The organism is Aquabacterium sp. G14, from assembly GCF_037482285.1.
Lineage (GTDB): Bacteria > Pseudomonadota > Gammaproteobacteria > Burkholderiales > Burkholderiaceae_C > Aquabacterium.
Genome location: NZ_JBBEYB010000007.1, coordinates 123630 through 141563 on the forward strand (window position 1 = coordinate 123630; position 17934 = coordinate 141563).

15 protein-coding genes are annotated in these 17934 nt (G+C 61.9%); 5 read left to right on the forward strand and 10 right to left on the reverse strand.

Annotated elements, in window-relative coordinates:
* Positions 1–7: 7 nt before the first annotated feature.
* Positions 8–2362: a Tex family protein gene (locus WIT60_RS09645; protein ID WP_339583722.1), complete on the reverse strand. Its 2355-nt coding sequence runs from the start codon at positions 2360–2362 to the stop codon at positions 8–10.
* Positions 2363–2567: 205 nt separating this feature from the next.
* On the opposite strand from WIT60_RS09645, the gene WIT60_RS09650 reads away from it, so the two are divergent.
* Positions 2568–3605 carry a quinone-dependent dihydroorotate dehydrogenase gene (locus WIT60_RS09650; RefSeq protein WP_339583723.1) on the forward strand — a complete coding sequence of 346 codons (1038 nt, stop codon included), beginning with the start codon at positions 2568–2570 and terminating at the stop codon, positions 3603–3605.
* Here the strand turns inward: WIT60_RS09650 and WIT60_RS09655 are convergent.
* The gene (locus tag WIT60_RS09655; RefSeq protein WP_339583724.1) at positions 3592–5352 is read right to left on the reverse strand and encodes an HDOD domain-containing protein; all 1761 of its coding nucleotides are present in this window, start codon (positions 5350–5352) and stop codon (positions 3592–3594) included. The genes WIT60_RS09650 and WIT60_RS09655 overlap by 14 nt on opposite strands.
* Positions 5353–5642: 290 nt before the next feature.
* On the opposite strand from WIT60_RS09655, the gene trxA reads away from it, so the two are divergent.
* The 4 genes from trxA to WIT60_RS09675 all read left to right on the forward strand — a co-directional run bounded on the left by trxA (position 5643) and on the right by WIT60_RS09675 (position 9651).
* The gene (trxA, locus tag WIT60_RS09660) at positions 5643–5972 is read left to right on the forward strand and encodes a thioredoxin TrxA (RefSeq protein WP_339583725.1); all 330 of its coding nucleotides are present in this window, start codon (positions 5643–5645) and stop codon (positions 5970–5972) included.
* A 261-nt stretch (positions 5973–6233) separates the two neighbouring features.
* Positions 6234–7499: a transcription termination factor Rho gene (rho, locus tag WIT60_RS09665; RefSeq protein ID WP_339583726.1), complete on the forward strand. Its 1266-nt coding sequence runs from the start codon at positions 6234–6236 to the stop codon at positions 7497–7499.
* Between the two features lie 103 nt (positions 7500–7602).
* Positions 7603–7860: a type B 50S ribosomal protein L31 gene (locus tag WIT60_RS09670; protein ID WP_339583727.1), complete on the forward strand. Its 258-nt coding sequence runs from the start codon at positions 7603–7605 to the stop codon at positions 7858–7860.
* Positions 7861–7962: 102 nt separating this feature from the next.
* A complete protein-coding gene (locus WIT60_RS09675; protein ID WP_339583728.1) occupies positions 7963–9651 on the forward strand; it encodes an ArnT family glycosyltransferase in 1689 nt (562 codons plus the stop codon).
* Between the two features lie 34 nt (positions 9652–9685).
* Here WIT60_RS09675 and phoR read toward each other — a convergent pair whose 3' ends face one another.
* The 8 genes from phoR to glmM form a co-directional block, all read right to left on the reverse strand.
* Complete coding sequence (gene phoR, locus WIT60_RS09680; RefSeq protein ID WP_339583729.1) at positions 9686–11017, reverse strand: phosphate regulon sensor histidine kinase PhoR; 1332 nt, start codon at positions 11015–11017, stop codon at positions 9686–9688.
* Positions 11018–11035: 18 nt separating this feature from the next.
* Positions 11036–11737: a phosphate regulon transcriptional regulator PhoB gene (gene phoB, locus WIT60_RS09685; RefSeq protein WP_339583730.1), complete on the reverse strand. Its 702-nt coding sequence runs from the start codon at positions 11735–11737 to the stop codon at positions 11036–11038.
* A 20-nt stretch (positions 11738–11757) separates the two neighbouring features.
* The gene (phoU, locus tag WIT60_RS09690) at positions 11758–12465 is read right to left on the reverse strand and encodes a phosphate signaling complex protein PhoU (protein ID WP_339583731.1); all 708 of its coding nucleotides are present in this window, start codon (positions 12463–12465) and stop codon (positions 11758–11760) included.
* A 48-nt stretch (positions 12466–12513) separates the two neighbouring features.
* A complete protein-coding gene (gene pstB / locus WIT60_RS09695) occupies positions 12514–13299 on the reverse strand; it encodes a phosphate ABC transporter ATP-binding protein PstB (protein WP_339583732.1) in 786 nt (261 codons plus the stop codon).
* 36 nt (positions 13300–13335) lie between these two features.
* Complete coding sequence (gene pstA / locus WIT60_RS09700; protein ID WP_339583733.1) at positions 13336–14193, reverse strand: phosphate ABC transporter permease PstA; 858 nt, start codon at positions 14191–14193, stop codon at positions 13336–13338.
* A complete protein-coding gene (gene pstC / locus WIT60_RS09705) occupies positions 14190–15149 on the reverse strand; it encodes a phosphate ABC transporter permease PstC (RefSeq protein ID WP_339583734.1) in 960 nt (319 codons plus the stop codon). Before pstC ends, pstA begins: the two co-directional genes overlap by 4 nt.
* Positions 15150–15322: 173 nt before the next feature.
* Positions 15323–16357 (reverse strand): phosphate ABC transporter substrate-binding protein PstS, encoded by a 1035-nt coding sequence (gene pstS, locus WIT60_RS09710; protein WP_339583735.1) that lies wholly within the window; start codon positions 16355–16357, stop codon positions 15323–15325.
* Positions 16358–16600: 243 nt separating this feature from the next.
* Complete coding sequence (gene glmM / locus WIT60_RS09715) at positions 16601–17932, reverse strand: phosphoglucosamine mutase (protein ID WP_339583736.1); 1332 nt, start codon at positions 17930–17932, stop codon at positions 16601–16603.
* Positions 17933–17934: the final 2 nt, after the last annotated feature.

The window sequence follows — 17934 nt, forward strand, 5'->3', positions numbered from 1 at the left end:
TGGCTCCTCAGCGCTTGGTTTGTAACTTGGCAAAAGCCGCAGCCATGGCCGACTGCCCTTGCGCCGCCCCGCCAGCAGCGCCCGCCCCGCGACCGCCACCCTGCACGCGCTCGTTGCGCGCCGCCGGACGGAAGCCGCTGTCACGCCCGGCTCCTGCGGCCTTCGGCCCCGTCGCCGCATCCAGCTTCATCGTCAGCGAAATCCGCTGGCGCGACAGATCGACCTCCAGCACCTTCACCTTCACGATGTCGCCGGTCTTGACGACCTCACGCGCATCGGTGACGAACTTGTTCGACAACTGGCTCACGTGGACCAGGCCGTCCTGGTGCACGCCCAGGTCAACGAAGGCGCCAAACTGCGCCACGTTGCTGACCGTGCCTTCCAACACCATGCCTTCCTTCAGGTCCTTGATGTCTTCCACGTCATCGTTGAAGCGGGCCACCTTGAAGTCCGGGCGCGGGTCACGGCCGGGCTTCTCCAGCTCACCCAAAATGTCCTTCACCGTGATGACACCGAACTTGTCGTCGGCAAACAGCTCCGGCTTGAGGCTGCGCAGCACATCGCTCTTGCCCATCAGCTCGCCAATGGGCTTGCCGGTCGTCGCCAGCATCTTCTCCACCACCGGATAGGTCTCCGGGTGCACCCCGGTCACGTCCAGCGGGTTGTCGCCATCGCGAATCCGCAAGAAGCCGGCCGCCTGCTCGAAGGTCTTGGCCCCCAGCCCGGCCACGTCCATCAACTGCTTGCGGTTGCGGAAGGCCCCGTTGGCATCGCGCCAGCGCACGATGCTGTTGGCCACCGCCGTGCTCAAACCCGACACCTGAGCCAGCAAAGGTGCCGACGCGGTGTTCAGGTCCACGCCCACCGAGTTCACGCAGTCTTCCACCACCGCGTCCAGCGTGCGCGCCAGTTCGCTCTGGTTGACGTCGTGCTGGTACTGGCCCACGCCAATGCTCTTGGGGTCGATCTTCACCAGTTCGGCCAGCGGGTCTTGCAGACGACGGGCAATCGACACCGCGCCACGCAGGCTCACGTCCAGATCCGGCAATTCTTTCGACGCAAACTCGGACGCCGAATATACCGATGCGCCAGCCTCCGACACCACCACCTTTTCGATGTGCGTGCCCGGCGCCAGTTGCTGGATGCGCTTGATGAGGTCAGCGGCCAGCTTGTCCGTTTCACGGCTGGCGGTGCCATTGCCAATGGCAATCAGGTTGACGCCATTGGCAGCGCACAAACGCGCCAGCGTGTGGATCGAGCCTTCCCAGTCCTTGCGCGGCTCATGCGGGTACACGGTCGAGGTGTCCAGCACCTTGCCGGTGTCGCTCACCACCGCCACCTTCACTCCGGTGCGGATGCCGGGGTCCAACCCCATCACCACGCGCTTGCCAGCCGGCGCGGCCAGCAACAGGTCGCGCAGGTTCTCGGCAAACACCTTGATGGCGGTGGCTTCTGCTGCCTCGCGCAGGCGCGCAAACAGGTCACGCTCCAGGCTCAGCGACAGCTTCACCTTCCACGTCCACGCAATGCACTTGCGGATCAGGTCGTCGCTGGGACGCTTGCTGTGGCTCCAGCCCAGATGGACGGCAATGCGCCCCTCGGCCAGCGAAGGCTTGCCGGGCACCACTTCCTCGTCCAGCACCAGCTTGGCATCCAGGATCTCTTGCGTACGGCCGCGGAACACGGCCAACGCGCGGTGCGAAGGCACGGTGCGAATCGGCTCGTCGTAGTCAAAATAATCGCGGAACTTGGCCACGTCCGGGTTGTTCTCGTCTTTGCCCGCCATCAGCTTCGACTGGAACAGCCCTTCCGACCACAACCAGTCGCGCATCTTGCCAATCAGCGTGGCGTCTTCGGCCCAGCGCTCCGACAGGATGTCGCGCACGCCGTCCAGCACCGCAAACGTGTCGGCAAAGCCCGCATCGGCGTTGACGAACGCAGCGGCCTCGGCCTGCGGGTCCAGCGTCGGGTCGGCAAACAGCTTGTCGGCCAGTGGCTCAATACCCGCCTCGCGGGCAATCATGCCCTTGGTGCGGCGCTTGGGCTTGTAAGGCAGGTACAGGTCTTCCAGTTCCTGCTTGGTCGGCACCGCTTCAATCGCCGCACGCAACTCGGGCGTCAGCTTGCCCTGCTCTTCGATGCTTTTGAGCACCGCGGCACGGCGGTCTTCCAGCTCACGCAAGTAGCCCAAACGGGCTTCCAGGTCACGCAGTTGGGTGTCATCGAGGCCATCGGTGGCCTCCTTGCGATAACGGGCAATGAAAGGCACCGTCGCACCGCCATCCAGCAGTTGCACGGCAGCGTTGACTTGCGCGGGGCGAACATTCAGTTCCGCCGCCAGTTGCATCAGGATCTTGTCCAAGCTCGGCCTCGTTCAGAAACGCTCACGCGGGTGGGGCCATGCACGTGATCACCGTCACGCCCAACCCAGCTACAAGGGGCGCAGTTTGCCATACCGACACTGTCGCCTCCCCGCCTTGCCCCACACGAAAGACCGTCGACGGCCACCTCCCCGAGATCGGGGACAATAGCGGCTTGTTTCACACGTGTGCCGTTTCTGCCACCTCATGGCCTTACTTCCCTACTCCCTGCCGAAATCCGTGTTGTTCAAGATGGACCCGGAGGCCGCGCACGAGCTGACCATGGCCGGTCTCGCCCGTTTCCAGAACACCCCGCTGGCCTGCCTGTGGGGTGCCGAACGGGTCAACGACCCCGTTGAAATCGCCGGCATCACCTTCCCCAACCGGGTGGGCATGGCTGCAGGCCTGGACAAGAACGGCCGCGTCATCGACGGCCTGGGCGCCATGGGGTTCGGCTTTGTGGAAGTAGGCACCGTGACCCCCAAGGCGCAGCCGGGCAACCCCAAGCCCCGCATGTTCCGCCTGCCCGAGGCCAACGCCCTCATCAACCGCCTGGGCTTCAACAACGAAGGCCTGGACGCCTTCCTCGCCAACGTCAAGCGCGCGCGCTTTCGCCAGAATGGCGGCATCCTGGGCCTGAACATCGGCAAGAACGCCGTCACGCCCATTGAAAACGCGGTTGACGACTACCTGATCTGCCTGGAAGGCGTGTACCCACACGCCGACTACGTCACGGTCAACATCTCCTCGCCCAACACCAAGAACCTGCGCGCCCTGCAAAGCGACGAAGCCCTCGACGCCCTGCTCGCGCAGTTGCAGGAACGCCGTCAGGACCTGATCAAGCGCCATGGCCGCACCGTGCCCATGTTCGTCAAGATCGCACCGGACCTGGACGAAACCCAGGTGGGCGTCATTGCCGCCACGCTGCAAAAGAACGAGATCGACGGTGTCATCGCCACCAACACCACCATCTCGCGCGAAGCCGTCAAGGGCCTGCCCCACGCCGAAGAAACCGGTGGCCTCAGCGGTGCACCTGTGCTGGAAGCCAGCAACCAGGTGATCCGCCAACTGCGTGCCGCTTTGGGCCCGCGCTACCCCATCATCGGGGTGGGCGGCATCATGAGCGCCGCCGATGCCCGCTCGAAACGCGATGCTGGCGCCGACCTCGTCCAGATCTACACCGGCCTCATCTACGAGGGGCCTGAATTGGTCAAGGCCTGCGCTCAGGCCCTCAAGTTGGGCTGACCACTTCCGCCCGCCGCCCGCCGTCCACCAGGCGGGTGGCCAACTCCAGGTTCTGGATACACTCTTTCGGGGTCAACTCCAGCGCACGCGCATAGCGTGTGTACACCTGGTGCACGGCCGAAGGCTGTTTCTCCAGTTCCAGCAGCACCGACGCAGCCAGCTCATTGGCCAGGCTTGCCACCGTGCGCAAGGTTTCCTCTCGGGTGACGGGCTTACGCACCGGATTGCTTCGACTCAAGGGCCGCGCCGCCGACAGTAGGCGCTCATGCAGCCCCCAGTGACGCAACACGGCAGCCGTCAACTCATCCATTTCAACCCCCAACACTGCACTCACGGCAGCATCTGGCTGCATGCCGGGCGTGGGTCGGCCTTCAGGCTCGGTGGCGGGCAACTCCTGCATCAGCCGCATGATCTGTGCGGCCTCTTCCGGAAAATGGTAGGCGATCAAAGCCGGCCCCAGTGACTGCGCCATCGCAGCCAAGGCGGCTTCCTCATCCTGAATGGAAAAAGGTGCCATCAAGCGGGCCACATGCCCGGCAATACAGTGCCGACGCAACTCACCGGCCAGCACCGCCACAGCAGTGGCCCCCTCGTCGGCATTCAAACTGACCTGCGCAGCCAAGGCCCCAGGCCAGGCACGAATGCTCGAAGCAACCCGTCGAATCCCCTCCTGCCCCAACATCACCAGGGCCCTCGACAAGGTGGTCACGCCGTCGCCATCGCCCGGGCTCTGGAACGATGCGGTGTTGACCGAACGCAACATTTCCCAGGCCATTGCGGGGTTCTTCAACACCACCTCGACCAGATCATCGACGCGCAAGGTTTCGACCGACAAGGCCGACACCAGCGCCCGCTCGGTACCAGGCCGACCAGGCAAGGCACCCACTGTGTTGAGTCGATCCAGCAACAACACCAGAGGCCCGCCGGCATCCTCGGTGTGCGTCTTGATCCACCGCTGCAGGGCACTCAAGAGCGTGCGCGCATTGAGGTAACGCTGGCGCTGCTGGCGATCCGTGGCCCGGTTGGCGATCGCACGCAGCGGATCCGGTACGGTGTGCGGCGTGCTCCAAGGCAAACGCACGATTTCTGTGCCAACACGCGTCACCGCATTGCCCAGATCAGGCTCATCCAGGGCGGGCTGGTTCGCCAGCAAACGGTGCAACAGCAAGCCAACCATCAACACGTCGCGCTCACATGCCTGACGCAAGCTGAACAGATCCAGCCTGGGTCGCCGCGGCTCACCAGGAGGCATCGCTCGCAGGCCCACAGCCAATGCGGCAAGTCGAGCACGTCCAGATCGTTCCAGCAACACACTGTGCAAGCCGATGTCCTGATGCACCAGACCAGCCTCGTGCGCATAAGCCAAGCCATCCAGCACATCTACCACGATGGCCGCAGCCTCGGGTGGCGTCAACGGCGTTCCCTCAGACAGGCGTGCGCCCAAGGTCACCAGATCGCCCCACTCCAGAATGACAAAAGGCCATCCCTCGTGAACACCCACCTCCAGCACCTGAGCCAGATGCGGGTGCTTCAGTCGCGCCCCGAGTTGCACATCCTGCATCCAGACGTCGCGCTCAGCATCGTTCAACGGCTGCACACGCGGCACACACAGGGCGACCTCATGCTTCAAATGGCTGTCCAGCACCAACCACAACTGCGACGCACTGGAGCGACCCAATTGCTGGCGCAATTCGAATCGCCCGAAATAGCGTGGCGTGGTAGGCGATGTGGACGAGGCTTGCGTCATGAAGTGCGCACTGGAAACAAGAGAGTAGCCGGGCCAGAAAGACCGCAGCCCCTCCATTTCACGACATATTCAGACCAGCCAATACTGTAGCCTAGGGGTGAGAACCGGCGCATTTCCAGCGATGCGTGCGCCTCCGACGCAACAGATTTCGGCTATGGACGCCATCAACAAGGTCTCTCAGGTCAGACCCTGATACCGATCTCTTCTGTGTCAAAATCTTCACATAAGTGGAAATGAGCGACATTACATCAAACGATCGCTCCTTTCCTTGCACCCACAAGGACAGTTTCATGAGCAGCGACCTGATCAAACACATTTCCGACGCATCCTTCGACGCAGACGTGCTGCAATCGAGCCAGCCCGTGCTGGTGGACTACTGGGCCGAATGGTGCGGCCCCTGCAAGATGATCGCCCCCATCCTCGACGAAATCGCCAAGGACTACAACGGCCGTCTGAGCGTGGCCAAGATGAACGTCGACCAGAACCGCGACGTGCCCGCCAAGTTCGGCATCCGCGGCATCCCCACGCTGATGATCTTCAAGGATGGTCAATTGGCTGCCACCAAGGTCGGAGCCCTGTCCAAAGCCCAGCTGACCGCCTTCATTGACGGCAACCTGTGATAGCCGGGCTGATTTCCTCCCTATAATGCGAACACCGACTGCTTCAACACAGTCGGTGTTCGTTTATCTGCACGGTCGCCTGGCCGTCAGTCTGGGTACAGAACCCGTCGAGTGAGACACCCTCACCGACCTGAGTCCTCTACCCGAGCGAACCGAGGCGTTCGCCTCAATCTATCTGTTCACCCACGCGTTTCTCACCTGCTCGGCCGAACGTTGCTGCAACGTTGATGTGCCTGCGGGTTTCGTTCAGGGTACCCCCACATGCATCTGTCAGAACTGAAGGCACTGCACATCTCCAAGCTGGTCGAGATGGCAGAGGCTCTTGAAATTGAAAACGTCTCTCGCATGCGCAAGCAAGAGTTGATGTTTGCCATCATGAAGAAGCGCGCCAAGGCTGGAGAGCAGGTCTTCGGCGACGGCGTCCTCGAAGTGCTTCCCGACGGCTTCGGCTTTCTGCGCGCCCTCGACACCAGTTTTCTGGCCAGCACCGACGACATCTACCTGTCGCCCAGTCAGGTGCGCCGCTTCAACCTGCACACCGGCGATTTGATCGAAGGCGAAGTGCGCGTGCCCAAGGATGGCGAGCGCTACTTTGCCCTGGTCAAGGTCGACCGCGTCAACGGTTTGTCGCCTGAGGTCAACAAGAACAAGCTGATGTTCGAGAACCTCACGCCGCTGTTCCCCGACCAACAGTTCAAGCTTGAAAGCGACGGCCTGCGCAGCGACGACAACGTCAGCAGCCGCATCATCGACCTGATCGCCCCCATCGGCAAAGGCCAACGCGCCCTGATCGTCGCCCCGCCCAAGAGCGGCAAGACGGTGCTGATGAAGAACCTGGCCCATGCTCTGGTCGCCAATCACCCCGACGTGCACCTGATCGTGCTGCTGGTGGACGAGCGCCCGGAAGAAGTGACCGAGATGCAGCGCACCGTGCGCGGCGAGGTCATCAGCTCCACCTTCGACGAGCCGGCCCAGCGCCACGTTCAGGTCGCCGAAATGGTGATCGAGCGCGCCAAGCGCCTGGTCGAACTCAAGAAAGACGTGGTCATCCTGCTGGACTCGATCACCCGTCTGGCCCGCGCCTACAACAACGTCCTGCCCTCATCGGGCAAGGTGCTTTCGGGCGGCGTGGACTCTAACGCCCTGCAACGCCCCAAACGCTTCTTCGGCGCGGCCCGCAACATCGAAGAAGGTGGCTCGCTCACCATCATCGGCACCGCGCTGGTGGATACCGGCAGCCGCATGGACGAAGTGATCTACGAAGAGTTCAAGGGCACCGGCAACTGCGAAATCCACCTGGACCGTCGCATGGCCGAAAAGCGCGTCTACCCTTCCATCCTGATCAACAAGTCGGGCACGCGCCGCGAAGAGTTGCTGCTCAAGGCCGAAATCCTGCAAAAGAGCTGGATTCTGCGCAAACTGCTTTACCCGATGGACGAGATCGAGGCGATGGAATTCGTGCTCGACAAGATGCGCTCCACCAAGAACAACCACGACTTCTTCGACATGATGAGGCGTGGTGGCTAATCCACCCCGAAACCCGCTATAATTGCGGGTTTTCCGGCTGTCGGAAAGTGCCAGGCATGGGGCTTGGTGGCTACCGATGATGCAAACAGCAAGAGGTTTTCATATGCCTAAGCAAGGTATTCACCCCAACTACCGCGAAGTCGTGTTCGTTGACCAGTCCAACGGCTTCCAGTTCATCACCCGTTCCTGCGCTCCTACCAAGGAAAGCATCAAGCTGGACGACGGCCGTGAACTGCCCCTGTTCAAGCTGGAAACCTCTTCCGAATCGCACGCTTTCTACACGGGCCAGCAAAAGAGCGTGGACACCCTGGGTGGCCGCGTCGAGAAGTTCCGCAACAAGTTTGCGCAGTTCCGCAAGTAATCCGGTCCACGGGTCTGCACACACAGCGCCCGTTTCCGCGATACTCAAAAGGGTGGCTCCGGCTGCCCTTTTTCATTTCTGCTCTGCTTGTCGCCACCTCGCATGAACGCTCGCCTTCAGGAATCCCGCGTCTCCCCTGCCCTGGTCACCCAGAAGGCAGTTCAGCGCCTGCCGCGCTGGGCATTGCTGCTGTTTTGCGCGGCCTACGTCATCCCCGGCCTGTTCGGGCGCGACCCCTGGAAGAACGAAGACATCGCCTCCTTCGGGCACATGTGGAGTCTGGCCCTGGGGCAAGCATCATGGCTGCATCCCAATGTGGGCGGCGTGCTGCCCACCTCGGGCGGCGTGTTGCCCTACTGGCTGGGTGCGGCGTTCATCAACCTGCTGAGCCCCTGGGTTGACCCCGCTGTGGCAGCCCGCCTGCCCTTCGCCATGCTGCTGGCAGCCGTGCTGGCCTTGACTTGGTACACCACTTACCATCTCGCCCGCACGGATGCAGCCCAGCCCCTGCCCCTCGCCTTTGGTGGAGAAGCTGCACCGGCAGACTACGCCCGCGCTGTGGCAGACGGCGGCTTGCTCGCACTCATCGCCTCACTCGGCCTGCTGCAACTGGGTCATGAGACCACCCCAGAGTTACTGCAACTGACGGGCAGCACCCTCTTCCTGTTCAGCCTGGCAGTAGCCCAAGTTCATCCCGTCAAGGCCCGCTGGGCTGCCTTGCTGAGCCTGCCCGTGATGGCGGCCAGCGGGAGCCCTGCTGTCGCTGTGATGCTGGGTCTTGTCGGTGGCGCCATCTGCCTGCTGTCCCGACAAGACGTGATGCGTCAGCATCTGCGCTGGGTCGCAGCATCCACCGTGTTCGCGCTGGTGCTGGCCACGGCCTTGTCGGCCATGAACCTGCCCGGCTGGTCGTGGCGCCTGGCTTGGCCTGATGGCCCCGGCGAGGTGCTGCGCCTGCTGGTCTGGTTCACCTGGCCAACGCTACCTTTGGCAGCACTCACCATCTGGCACTGGCGCAGGCAGATCACGCACCGGCACATTGCCGTGCCGCTGTTCACCGCATTGGTCGGGCTGCTTGCCTCTCTGGCCATGAGTGCCAACGAACGTGCTCTGTTGGCCGTCTTGCCTTCTCTGGCGGTGCTCGCTGCATTTGCGCTGCCGATTTTGCAGCGTAGCCTGGGCTCTGCCCTTGACTGGTTTTCGGTCTTTTTCTTCACCATTTTTGCCAGCCTGATCTGGCTGGGTTATGTGGCGCTGCACACGGGCGCCCCTGCCCGTACGGCTGAGCGAATCACCAAACTCGTGCCCGGTACCCAAGCCGATTTCTCTTGGCTGGCTTTGGTGGCTGCCGTCATCGGAACGGTGCTCTGGCTGGGATTGGTGCGCTGGCGTACCGCCCGGGTATCGCATGCGCTGTGGAAGAGTCTGGTGCTGCCCGCGGGGGGCGTGGCCTTGTGCTGGCTGCTGTTCATGACACTGTGGCTGCCCATCCTGGACCAGGCTCGCAGTTACCGTTTCCTGATCGAGCGCATGCAGGCCGATGTGCCCGCTCATACCCTGGTGTGTGCGCCCAAGGCCTCTGTGGCCTTGTTGACCGGAATGGAGTATTTCGGTCAGTACCGCGTGGATGGCAGAGCGTCCACGACGGGTGATGGTTCAGACCACTGCGAGGCACTGGTCGTACAACTCCCCGGGCGGGCGAAGGCGCCTGACATTGAGGGTTGGACTTTGTTGGTGCGCCACAATCAGCGCACTCGCAACTCTGAGCAAATCGCCATTTACCGGCGTTGAGGTCAAGGGCAGCAACCGCTGCGCACAAGGCGCGTCACTTGAGACGCACCCGGACAGCAGGCAGCACAAGTGTGAAAGTCGAGCCTTTGCCCACCTCGCTCGTGACCTTCAGCTCACCGCCGTGACGCTGCACCACGTGCTTGACAATCGAGAGACCCAAGCCGGTACCACCGGTATTGCGAGAGCGACTGCTGTCCGCACGGTAAAAGCGCTCTGACAATCGTGGCAAGTGCTCAGGAGCAATGCCCACGCCCCCATCCTTGACGCTGAACTCTGCACGCCCGTCAGGCAGCACACGCCAAAGAACATCGATGGGTTGCCCATCCGGCGTGTAGCGCACGGCATTGGACACGAGATTACCCATGGCACTCAGCCATTCGCTCTCTACTGCCGCGATCTCGCATGACTTGCCGTCCACATTCATGCTCACTGTCACGGGATGACGCCCGCGAGACAAGCCCCGCACATCGTTGTCGATGCGCTGCATGAGGTCGTCCACGTTCAACCAGCGATCCGGCGCGGGGCGCGGACTCCCCTCGATCTGCGCCAGCGTCAAGAGGTCGGAAACCAGCGTTTGCATGCGCTCCGCCTGCTGCGACATCAAGCCAATGACACGCTGCCGCTCCACCTCGGTCAGCGGCAGGGAGCCCATCGTTTCAATGAAACCGCTCAGCACGGTCAACGGGGTTCGAATTTCGTGTGAGACGTTGGCCACAAAGTCACGACGCATGCGGTCAGCACGCTCACGCTCGGTGATGTCCTGAGACAGGATCAGCTTGAGCCCATCGCCATACTCTTTCACATGAATCTGCAGCCAGTTGTGAGCACCACTTGCCATCGGGCATTTGACGCCCTCACGGTAGTCACCAGCACTGAGGTACTGCACAAACGCAGGCTGACGAATCAGATTCGTCACCCGTTGCTGCAAATCACGCTGTGGATCCAGCCCAAAATGATTGGCAGCGCTGGCGCTGATCCACGTGATGTGCTCAGCGGCATCGAGGAGCATCACACCGTTGGGCGACACCTCGATGGCCGACAGAAAGTCCGCCAACCGCGCCCGTTCATTCTCAATGGCCTGCTCGCGCGACTGGAGTAAACGCTGCACGCGGTAGCCAATCTCGCCCCAGATGCTGGAAATGGGCGGCGGCTCGGTATCGGGCGTGCGCAACCAGTCAAGGAGGGTCTGACCACGCCAGGTGTCGATTGCTGATTGAATGATCAAGGCTGACGCGCAGCCTGTCAGTGCCAAGGTCACAGGGTACGCGGTGTACGTCCCCAGCAACCAGCCTCCAAATGTGCCGACGCTGGCATACCCCACACGCGAGGTGATCCGGGCCAGCAACCACGATTGGTTAGAGTCCACCGCTCGCCTTGAGTCAGATCAGGCCGCAGCCTCGGTCAACTGCTGGGTGAGTCGGTAACCCGCCCCCCGCACCGTTTCGATCAACTGTGAGCGCTGCACGGGCGCCAGGGCTTCGCGCAAGCGCTTGACATGCACATCCACCGTGCGCTCTTCGATGAACACATGGTCCCCCCACACACGGTCGAGCAACTGCGCACGACTGTGCACACGCTCAGGGTGTGTCATGAAGAAATGCAGAAGCTTGAACTCCGTGGGTCCGATCTTGACCTCCTGCTCGCCCCGTGAAACACGGCGGGTGGAAGGATCCAGGCGCAGTCCGGCAATCTCCACGGCAGAGTCCAGAGCCTGGGGTGCCTTGCGGCGCAAGACCGCACGCACCCGCGCCATCAGTTCATGCGGTGAGAACGGTTTGGTCAGGTAGTCGTCTGCACCGGCGTCGAGCCCAGCCACCTTATCGGCCTCCTCGGCTCGTGCCGTCAGCATGATGATGGGGATGTCACGGGTGCGCGTGGCCCCGCGCCAACGCTTGGCCAGCGTCAGGCCCGATTGGCCCGGCAACATCCAGTCGAGCAAGACCAGGTCAGGCATGACCTTGTCGATCTGCGTCTGGGCATCCTCCCCGTTGTCGACCACCGTCACCTCGAATCCGGCATGACGCAGGTTCAAGGCGATCAACTCTGCGATCGCCATTTCGTCTTCAACCACCAGCACACGGCTCATGGGCAGCTCCTGAATCACACTTACTTGATGATGGACTCAACCGCCTCGGGCGTGTTGTGCCGCACGTCGGTACCCTTGACGATGTAGATGACCTGCTCAGCCAGATTCTTGGCATGGTCCCCCACGCGCTCGATGGCCTTGGCCACAAAGACCAGGTCGATCGAGGCCGAAATCGTGCGCGGATCTTCCATCATGTAGGTGATCAACTTGCGCATCAGGCCATCGAACTCGGAGTCGATCTCGTTGTCGGCGCGGATGACCTCGATGGCGGTCTGGGTGTCCAGGCGTGCGAAAGCATCCAGGGCGCGGCGCAGAGAGGCGGTGGCCAACTCGGCCGCAAACTGCAGATCCCCAACCGGCAAGCGCAGGCGTGTGGACACGCCGGTATTGATCAGGCGCTGGACGGTGCGGGCCACGCGTGCGGCCTCGTCACCCACGCGCTCCAAATTACCAATGGTCTTGGAAATGGCGATCAGCAGACGCAGATCACGAGCGGTGGGCTGGCGGCGCGCAATGATGGTGGACAGGTCGGCATCGATGTTGACTTCCATCTGGTTGACCAGTGTTTCCTGGGTCAACACGCGTGTGGCTTCCTCACCGTTGAACGAAGTCAACGCGGCAACGGCCTGCGCCACCTGCGACTCCACCAGGCCGCCCATCTCCAGAACGCGGGTGGAAATGCTGCCCAGCTCCGAATCGAACTGGCTGGACATGTGCTTGTCGGTCATGAGGCAACTCCTTCAATGTTGGTTGTTGTGGGTGCTGGGGCTGCGTCATCAGCCGAAACGGCCAGTGATGTAATCCTCGGTCTCATTGCGCTTGGGCTTCATGAAGATGTCGGTGGTCGGCCCCACCTCGATCAGCTCGCCCAGATACATGTAGGCGGTGTAGTCCGAGCAACGAGCAGCCTGCTGCATGTTGTGGGTCACGATCAGCACGGTGTAGTCGTTCTTGAGCTCATGGATCAGCTCTTCGATCTTGCCGGTCGAAATCGGGTCCAGCGCCGAGCAAGGCTCGTCGAGCAGCAGCACCTCGGGCTTGATCGCAATGCCACGGGCAATGCACAGACGCTGCTGCTGACCACCCGACAGGCCCGAGCCGCTCTGGTTGAGTTTGTCCTTGACTTCGTTCCAGAGCGCGGCCTTCTTCAGGGCCCACTCCACGCGCTCGTCCATCTCGGTGCGCGACAGGTTCTCGAAGAGACGCACGCCATAGGCGATGTTCTCGTAAATCGACATCGGGAACGGTGTCGGCTTCTGGAACACCATGCCCACGCGGGCACGGATCAGGGCCACGTCTTCCTTGCTCTTGAGGATGTTCTCCCCGTCGAGCAGGATCTCGCCCTCGGCGCGCTGCTCCGGGTACAACTCGAACATGCGGTTGAAGGTGCGCAGCAGCGTGGACTTGCCACAACCCGAGGGGCCGATGAAGGCCGTCACCTTGTTTTCAGGCAAGGTCAGGTTGATGTTCTTGAGGGCGTGGAACTTGCCGTAGTAAAAGTTCAGGTTGTTGACGGCCAGCTTGATGCGCTCCGTCTGTGCAGTGTTTACCTTGGTATCCATGGTCTGGAACTCCATCAAATCAGGGGGCCAGGCGCATCAGCGCTGACGGAAAAGGACGCGGGCGATGATGTTGAGGGCCAGCACACCCAGGGTGATCAGGAACACGCCTGCCCACGCCAGTTTCTGCCAGTTCTCGTACGGGCTCATCGCAAACTTGAAGATCGTCACCGGCAGGCTGGCCATCGGTGCCGACATGTCGGCCGACCAGAACTGGTTGGACAGCGCGGTGAACAACAGCGGTGCCGTTTCACCGGCAATGCGCGCCACCGCCAGCAACACCCCGGTCACCACACCGGCGCGGGCCGACTTCAAGGTGATCGTCAAAATGACGCGCCACTTCGGCGTGCCCAAGGCGTAGGCGGCTTCACGCAGGGCCTGCGGCACCAGCGTCAGCATGTTCTCGGTGGTGCGGATCACCACCGGCACCACGATCAGCGCCAGGGCCAGCACACCGGCCCAAGCCGAGAACGATTGCATGCGGGTTACGACCACCGAATAGATGAACAAGCCCACCACGATCGACGGTGCCGACAGCAGGATGTCGTTGATGAAACGGGTGATGCTGCCCAGGGCACCCCGCTGACCGTATTCGGCCAGATAGATGCCCGACATGACCCCCACCGGCGTGCCGATCAAGGTGGCCAGCCCCACCATCAGCAGCGAACCCATGATGGCATTGGCCAAGCCGCCTTCGTCGCCTGGGGCCGGGGTCATTTCGGTCAGGATGCTCCAGCTGAGGCCGCCGACACCCAGGCGAATCGTTTCGGCCAGGATCCATATCAGCCAGACCAGACCAAAGGCCATGGCCGCCAAGGACAACGTCAAGGCCAGCAAGTTCACCATCTTGCGTGACTTGTAGCGCTGCATGCGCAAGGCTTTCATCTCTGCACTCATGCTGCAGCTCCTTCGTTACGCTTGAGACGGGACAGCAAAATCCGCGAGAACGCCAGCACCACGAAGGTGATGAAGAACAGGACCAATCCCAGATAGATCAGCGAAGCCTGGTGCAGGCCTTCGTTGGCTTCGGCAAACTCGTTGGCCAGCGCCGAGGTGATGCTGTTGGCCGCTTCGAACAAAGACAGCGAATCCAGCTGGTTCATGTTCCCGATCACGAAGGTCACAGCCATCGTTTCACCCAGGGCACGGCCCAGCCCCAGCATGATGCCGCCCACCACACCGGTCTTGGTGTAGGGCAGCACCACCTTGGAGACCACCTCCCAGGTGGTCGAACCCAGGCCGTAGGCTGACTCCTTGAGCAGCGGCGGCGTCACCTCGAACACGTCTCGCATCACCGAAGCGATGAAGGGGATGATCATGATGGCCAGGATGATGCCGGCCGACAAAATGCCGATGCCAACAGGTGGGCCGGAGAAAAACGCGCCCAGATAAGGAATGCCATCCGTCCACGACTGCAGCGGCTGCTGCACGTAGGTGGCGAGAATCGGGCCAAACACCAGCAGGCCCCACATGCCGTACACGATGGAAGGCACAGCCGCCAGCAACTCCACCGCGATGCCCAGCGGGCGCTTGAGCCAGTTGGGCGAGAGTTCGGTCAGGAACATCGCGATGCCGAAGCTCACAGGCACCGCAATCAGCAAGGCGATGAACGAAGTCATCAAGGTGCCGTAGATCATCACCAGGCCGCCGTAGGAATCCTGCACCGGATCCCAGTCAGAGCGCCACAGGAAGCTCAGTCCATATTCCTTGATGGCCGGCCAGGCGCCAATGATCAAGGACACCATGATGCCCAACAGCAGGGACAGGGTGATCAAGGCAGCCAATCGGGCCAGATTGGCGAACAAGGCATCGGCCCAGGGCGCGCTGATACGGCGTTGAGGAGGAGTGGTCATGGGTTCACGCTTGGCTCTCTGGAAGGCCGGGGCGCCAGGAAGTCTGTCAGCAGGAAGAATGGCAGTCATCGACGGCCTCCGTAGAGAGAATCAATCGGCATGGGTGAGCGACGTACGACAAGAGGCCGATCACCCCATCCCAGGTGACCGGCCAGAACTGCATGTGCAGTGATTTACTTATAAGAAACCGGCTTGCCGGAGGCGTCCTTGATCTGAGCCCACGACTTGCGCACGATGTCCTTCACCGAAGCGGGCAGCGGCACGTAGTCCAGCTCGGCAGCAGTCTTGTCACCGGCGTTGTAAGCCCAGTCGAAGAACTTCAGGGCGCCGCCAGCTTGCTGGGGCTTATCAGCCGACTTGTGCATCAGGATGAAGGTGGCGCTGCTCATCGGCCAGGCATCCTTGCCAGGCTGGTTGGTCAGCACCTGGTAGAACGACTTGTTCCAGTCAGCACCGGCGGCCGAAGCCTTGAACGCCGAATCATCCGGCTGCACGAAGGCGCCCGACACGTTCTTCATCGCAACGTGAGCCAGCTTGTTGGTCTTCGCGTAGGCGTATTCGACGTAACCAATCGAGTTAGGCAGGCGACCCACGAAAGCCGACACGCCTTCGTTGCCCTTGCCACCGGCACCGGTGGGCCACTTCACGGCAGCACCTTCGCCGACGGTTTGCTTCCACTCGGCGTTGACCTTGGACAGGTAGTTGGTGAACACGAAGGTCGTGCCCGAGCCGTCAGCACGGCGCACCGGTGCGATGGCAGCGTCCGGCAGCTTGACGCCGGGGTTCAGCGCGACGATGGCGGGGTCGTTCCACTTGGCGATCTTGCCCAGGTAGATGTTGCCCAGCACTTCGCCGGTCAGCTTCAGTTCACCGGGCTTCACACCCTGGATGTTGACCACCGGCACCACGCCACCGATCACGGTGGGGAACTGCATCAGGCCTTCCTTGGCCAGCTCTTCGTCCGTCAGGGGCATGTCAGATGCGCCGAAGTCCACGGTCTTGGCCTTGATCTGACGAATGCCAGCACCCGAACCCACCGACTGGTAGTTGATGCGCACGCCGGTAGCCGTGTTGTAGGCAGCGGCCCACTTGGCATAGACGGGGGCGGGGAAGCTGGCGCCAGCGCCAGTCACGTCATTGGCCATCACGCCAAAAGAAGCCACGGTCAGTGCCACAGCAGCGGCAGTGCGAATCAGTTTGAAGCTCATGTGTACGCCTTTCCTGTCTTGAGACAGTTGAATTTCGACAGTGGCAACTTTAAGCAGGCAATATGACGTGTCTGTGACAGAAAAGGCGGCGTTGTCACAAAGCGCCGCAGGCCGCCATCGCCCAGGCAGCTGGGCGATTTGTCATATTTCAGACGCCACATTGTCATGCGCCATCCGGCGCCCGTCCAGACACAAAAAAGCCGGCTGCTCCATGAGGCCGGCTTGTTGTGAACAGCGTGCTCGTCAGCCCACCACGGCGTCCGCCAACATCTGGGCGCAACGATCAGCAAGCGCCTGCTCGCGCGCCTCCACCATCACACGCAACAAAGGTTCGGTGCCCGACGGACGGATGAGCACACGCCCCTGCCCTGACAGCATCCCGTCCACATCCTGCTGTACGGTCGCCAGTCGAGCGTTCTGTCGCCAATCCTGTCCCGCTTGGAGCCTGACATTGATCAAGCGCTGGGGAAACAATGTCACGCCTTCCAGCCACTGCGCAAGGCTGCGCCCACTGCGCACCACGGCCTGCAACACCTGAAGGGCACTCACCATGCCATCGCCTGTCGTATGTCGGTCAAGCGCCAGAAGGTGTCCTGAACCTTCTCCGCCCAACTGCCAGCCACGGTTGATCAACTCCTCCAGCACATATCGGTCGCCCACCTTCGCGCGGACAAAATCGACACCACGCTGCTGCAGAGCCAGCTCGACAGCCATATTGGTCATGAGCGTCCCCACCGCACCAGGAACCTTTTCACCCTGCGCAAGACGGTCTGCCACCAACACGTAAAGCAACTCATCGCCGTTGTAGAGACGCCCTTGGGCATCCACCAGCTGCAACCGGTCTGCGTCGCCGTCCAGCGCAATGCCATAGTGGGCCCCATGCGCAGCGACCGCAGCAACCAGAGCCTCGGGATGGGTGGCGCCGACCCCATCATTGATGTTCAAGCCGTCGGGCGCACATCCGATGGAGATCACCTCGGCCCCCAACTCATGCAAAACAGCAGGCGCGATCTGATAGGCCGCGCCATGGGCCCCATCCACCACCAACTTCAGGCCCTTCAGGGAGAGATTGGAATCGAAGCTCGCCTTGCAGAACTCGATGTATCGCCCTCGTGCATCCTCAAGGCGGCGCGCACGCCCCAAACCTTGCGAATCCACCCATTGAGGCGCCTGCGTCAGCGCCGACTCCACATCCTTCTCCCAGTCATCAGGCAGCTTCTCGCCATTGGCGGAGAAGAACTTGATGCCGTTGTCCTGGAAAGGATTGTGGGACGCACTGATCACCACCCCCAGGCTCTGACGCAGGGCACGCGTCAGATAAGCCACGCCAGGGGTCGGCAAGGGACCGGTCAGCAAGACATCCACCCCTGCGGAAGCGAAACCGGCCTCCAGCGCAGACTCCAACATATAACCCGAAATGCGCGTGTCCTTGCCGATCAATACCGTAGGACGGGACTCGGTTCGACGCAAGACCTGACCCACTGCGTGCCCCAGACGCAGCACGAAATCAGGCGTGATCGGCGCTTGACCGACCGTGCCACGGATGCCATCGGTTCCGAAATATTGGCGTGACATGA

What these genes read in the sequence shown, in the direction of transcription:
- WIT60_RS09650 (WP_339583723.1), top strand. Translation starts at nt 2,568, where the DNA reads ATGGCCTTACTTCCCTACTCCCTGCCGAAATCCGTGTTGTTCAAGATG.
- WIT60_RS09655 (WP_339583724.1), bottom strand. Translation starts at nt 5,352, where the DNA reads ATGACGCAAGCCTCGTCCACATCGCCTACCACGCCACGCTATTTCGGG.
- trxA (WP_339583725.1), top strand. Translation starts at nt 5,643, where the DNA reads ATGAGCAGCGACCTGATCAAACACATTTCCGACGCATCCTTCGACGCA.
- rho (WP_339583726.1), top strand. Translation starts at nt 6,234, where the DNA reads ATGCATCTGTCAGAACTGAAGGCACTGCACATCTCCAAGCTGGTCGAG.
- WIT60_RS09670 (WP_339583727.1), top strand. Translation starts at nt 7,603, where the DNA reads ATGCCTAAGCAAGGTATTCACCCCAACTACCGCGAAGTCGTGTTCGTT.
- WIT60_RS09675 (WP_339583728.1), top strand. Translation starts at nt 7,963, where the DNA reads ATGAACGCTCGCCTTCAGGAATCCCGCGTCTCCCCTGCCCTGGTCACC.
- phoB (WP_339583730.1), bottom strand. Translation starts at nt 11,737, where the DNA reads ATGAGCCGTGTGCTGGTGGTTGAAGACGAAATGGCGATCGCAGAGTTG.
- phoU (WP_339583731.1), bottom strand. Translation starts at nt 12,465, where the DNA reads ATGACCGACAAGCACATGTCCAGCCAGTTCGATTCGGAGCTGGGCAGC.
- pstB (WP_339583732.1), bottom strand. Translation starts at nt 13,299, where the DNA reads ATGGATACCAAGGTAAACACTGCACAGACGGAGCGCATCAAGCTGGCC.
- pstA (WP_339583733.1), bottom strand. Translation starts at nt 14,193, where the DNA reads ATGAGTGCAGAGATGAAAGCCTTGCGCATGCAGCGCTACAAGTCACGC.
- pstC (WP_339583734.1), bottom strand. Translation starts at nt 15,149, where the DNA reads ATGACCACTCCTCCTCAACGCCGTATCAGCGCGCCCTGGGCCGATGCC.
- pstS (WP_339583735.1), bottom strand. Translation starts at nt 16,357, where the DNA reads ATGAGCTTCAAACTGATTCGCACTGCCGCTGCTGTGGCACTGACCGTG.
- glmM (WP_339583736.1), bottom strand. Translation starts at nt 17,932, where the DNA reads ATGTCACGCCAATATTTCGGAACCGATGGCATCCGTGGCACGGTCGGT.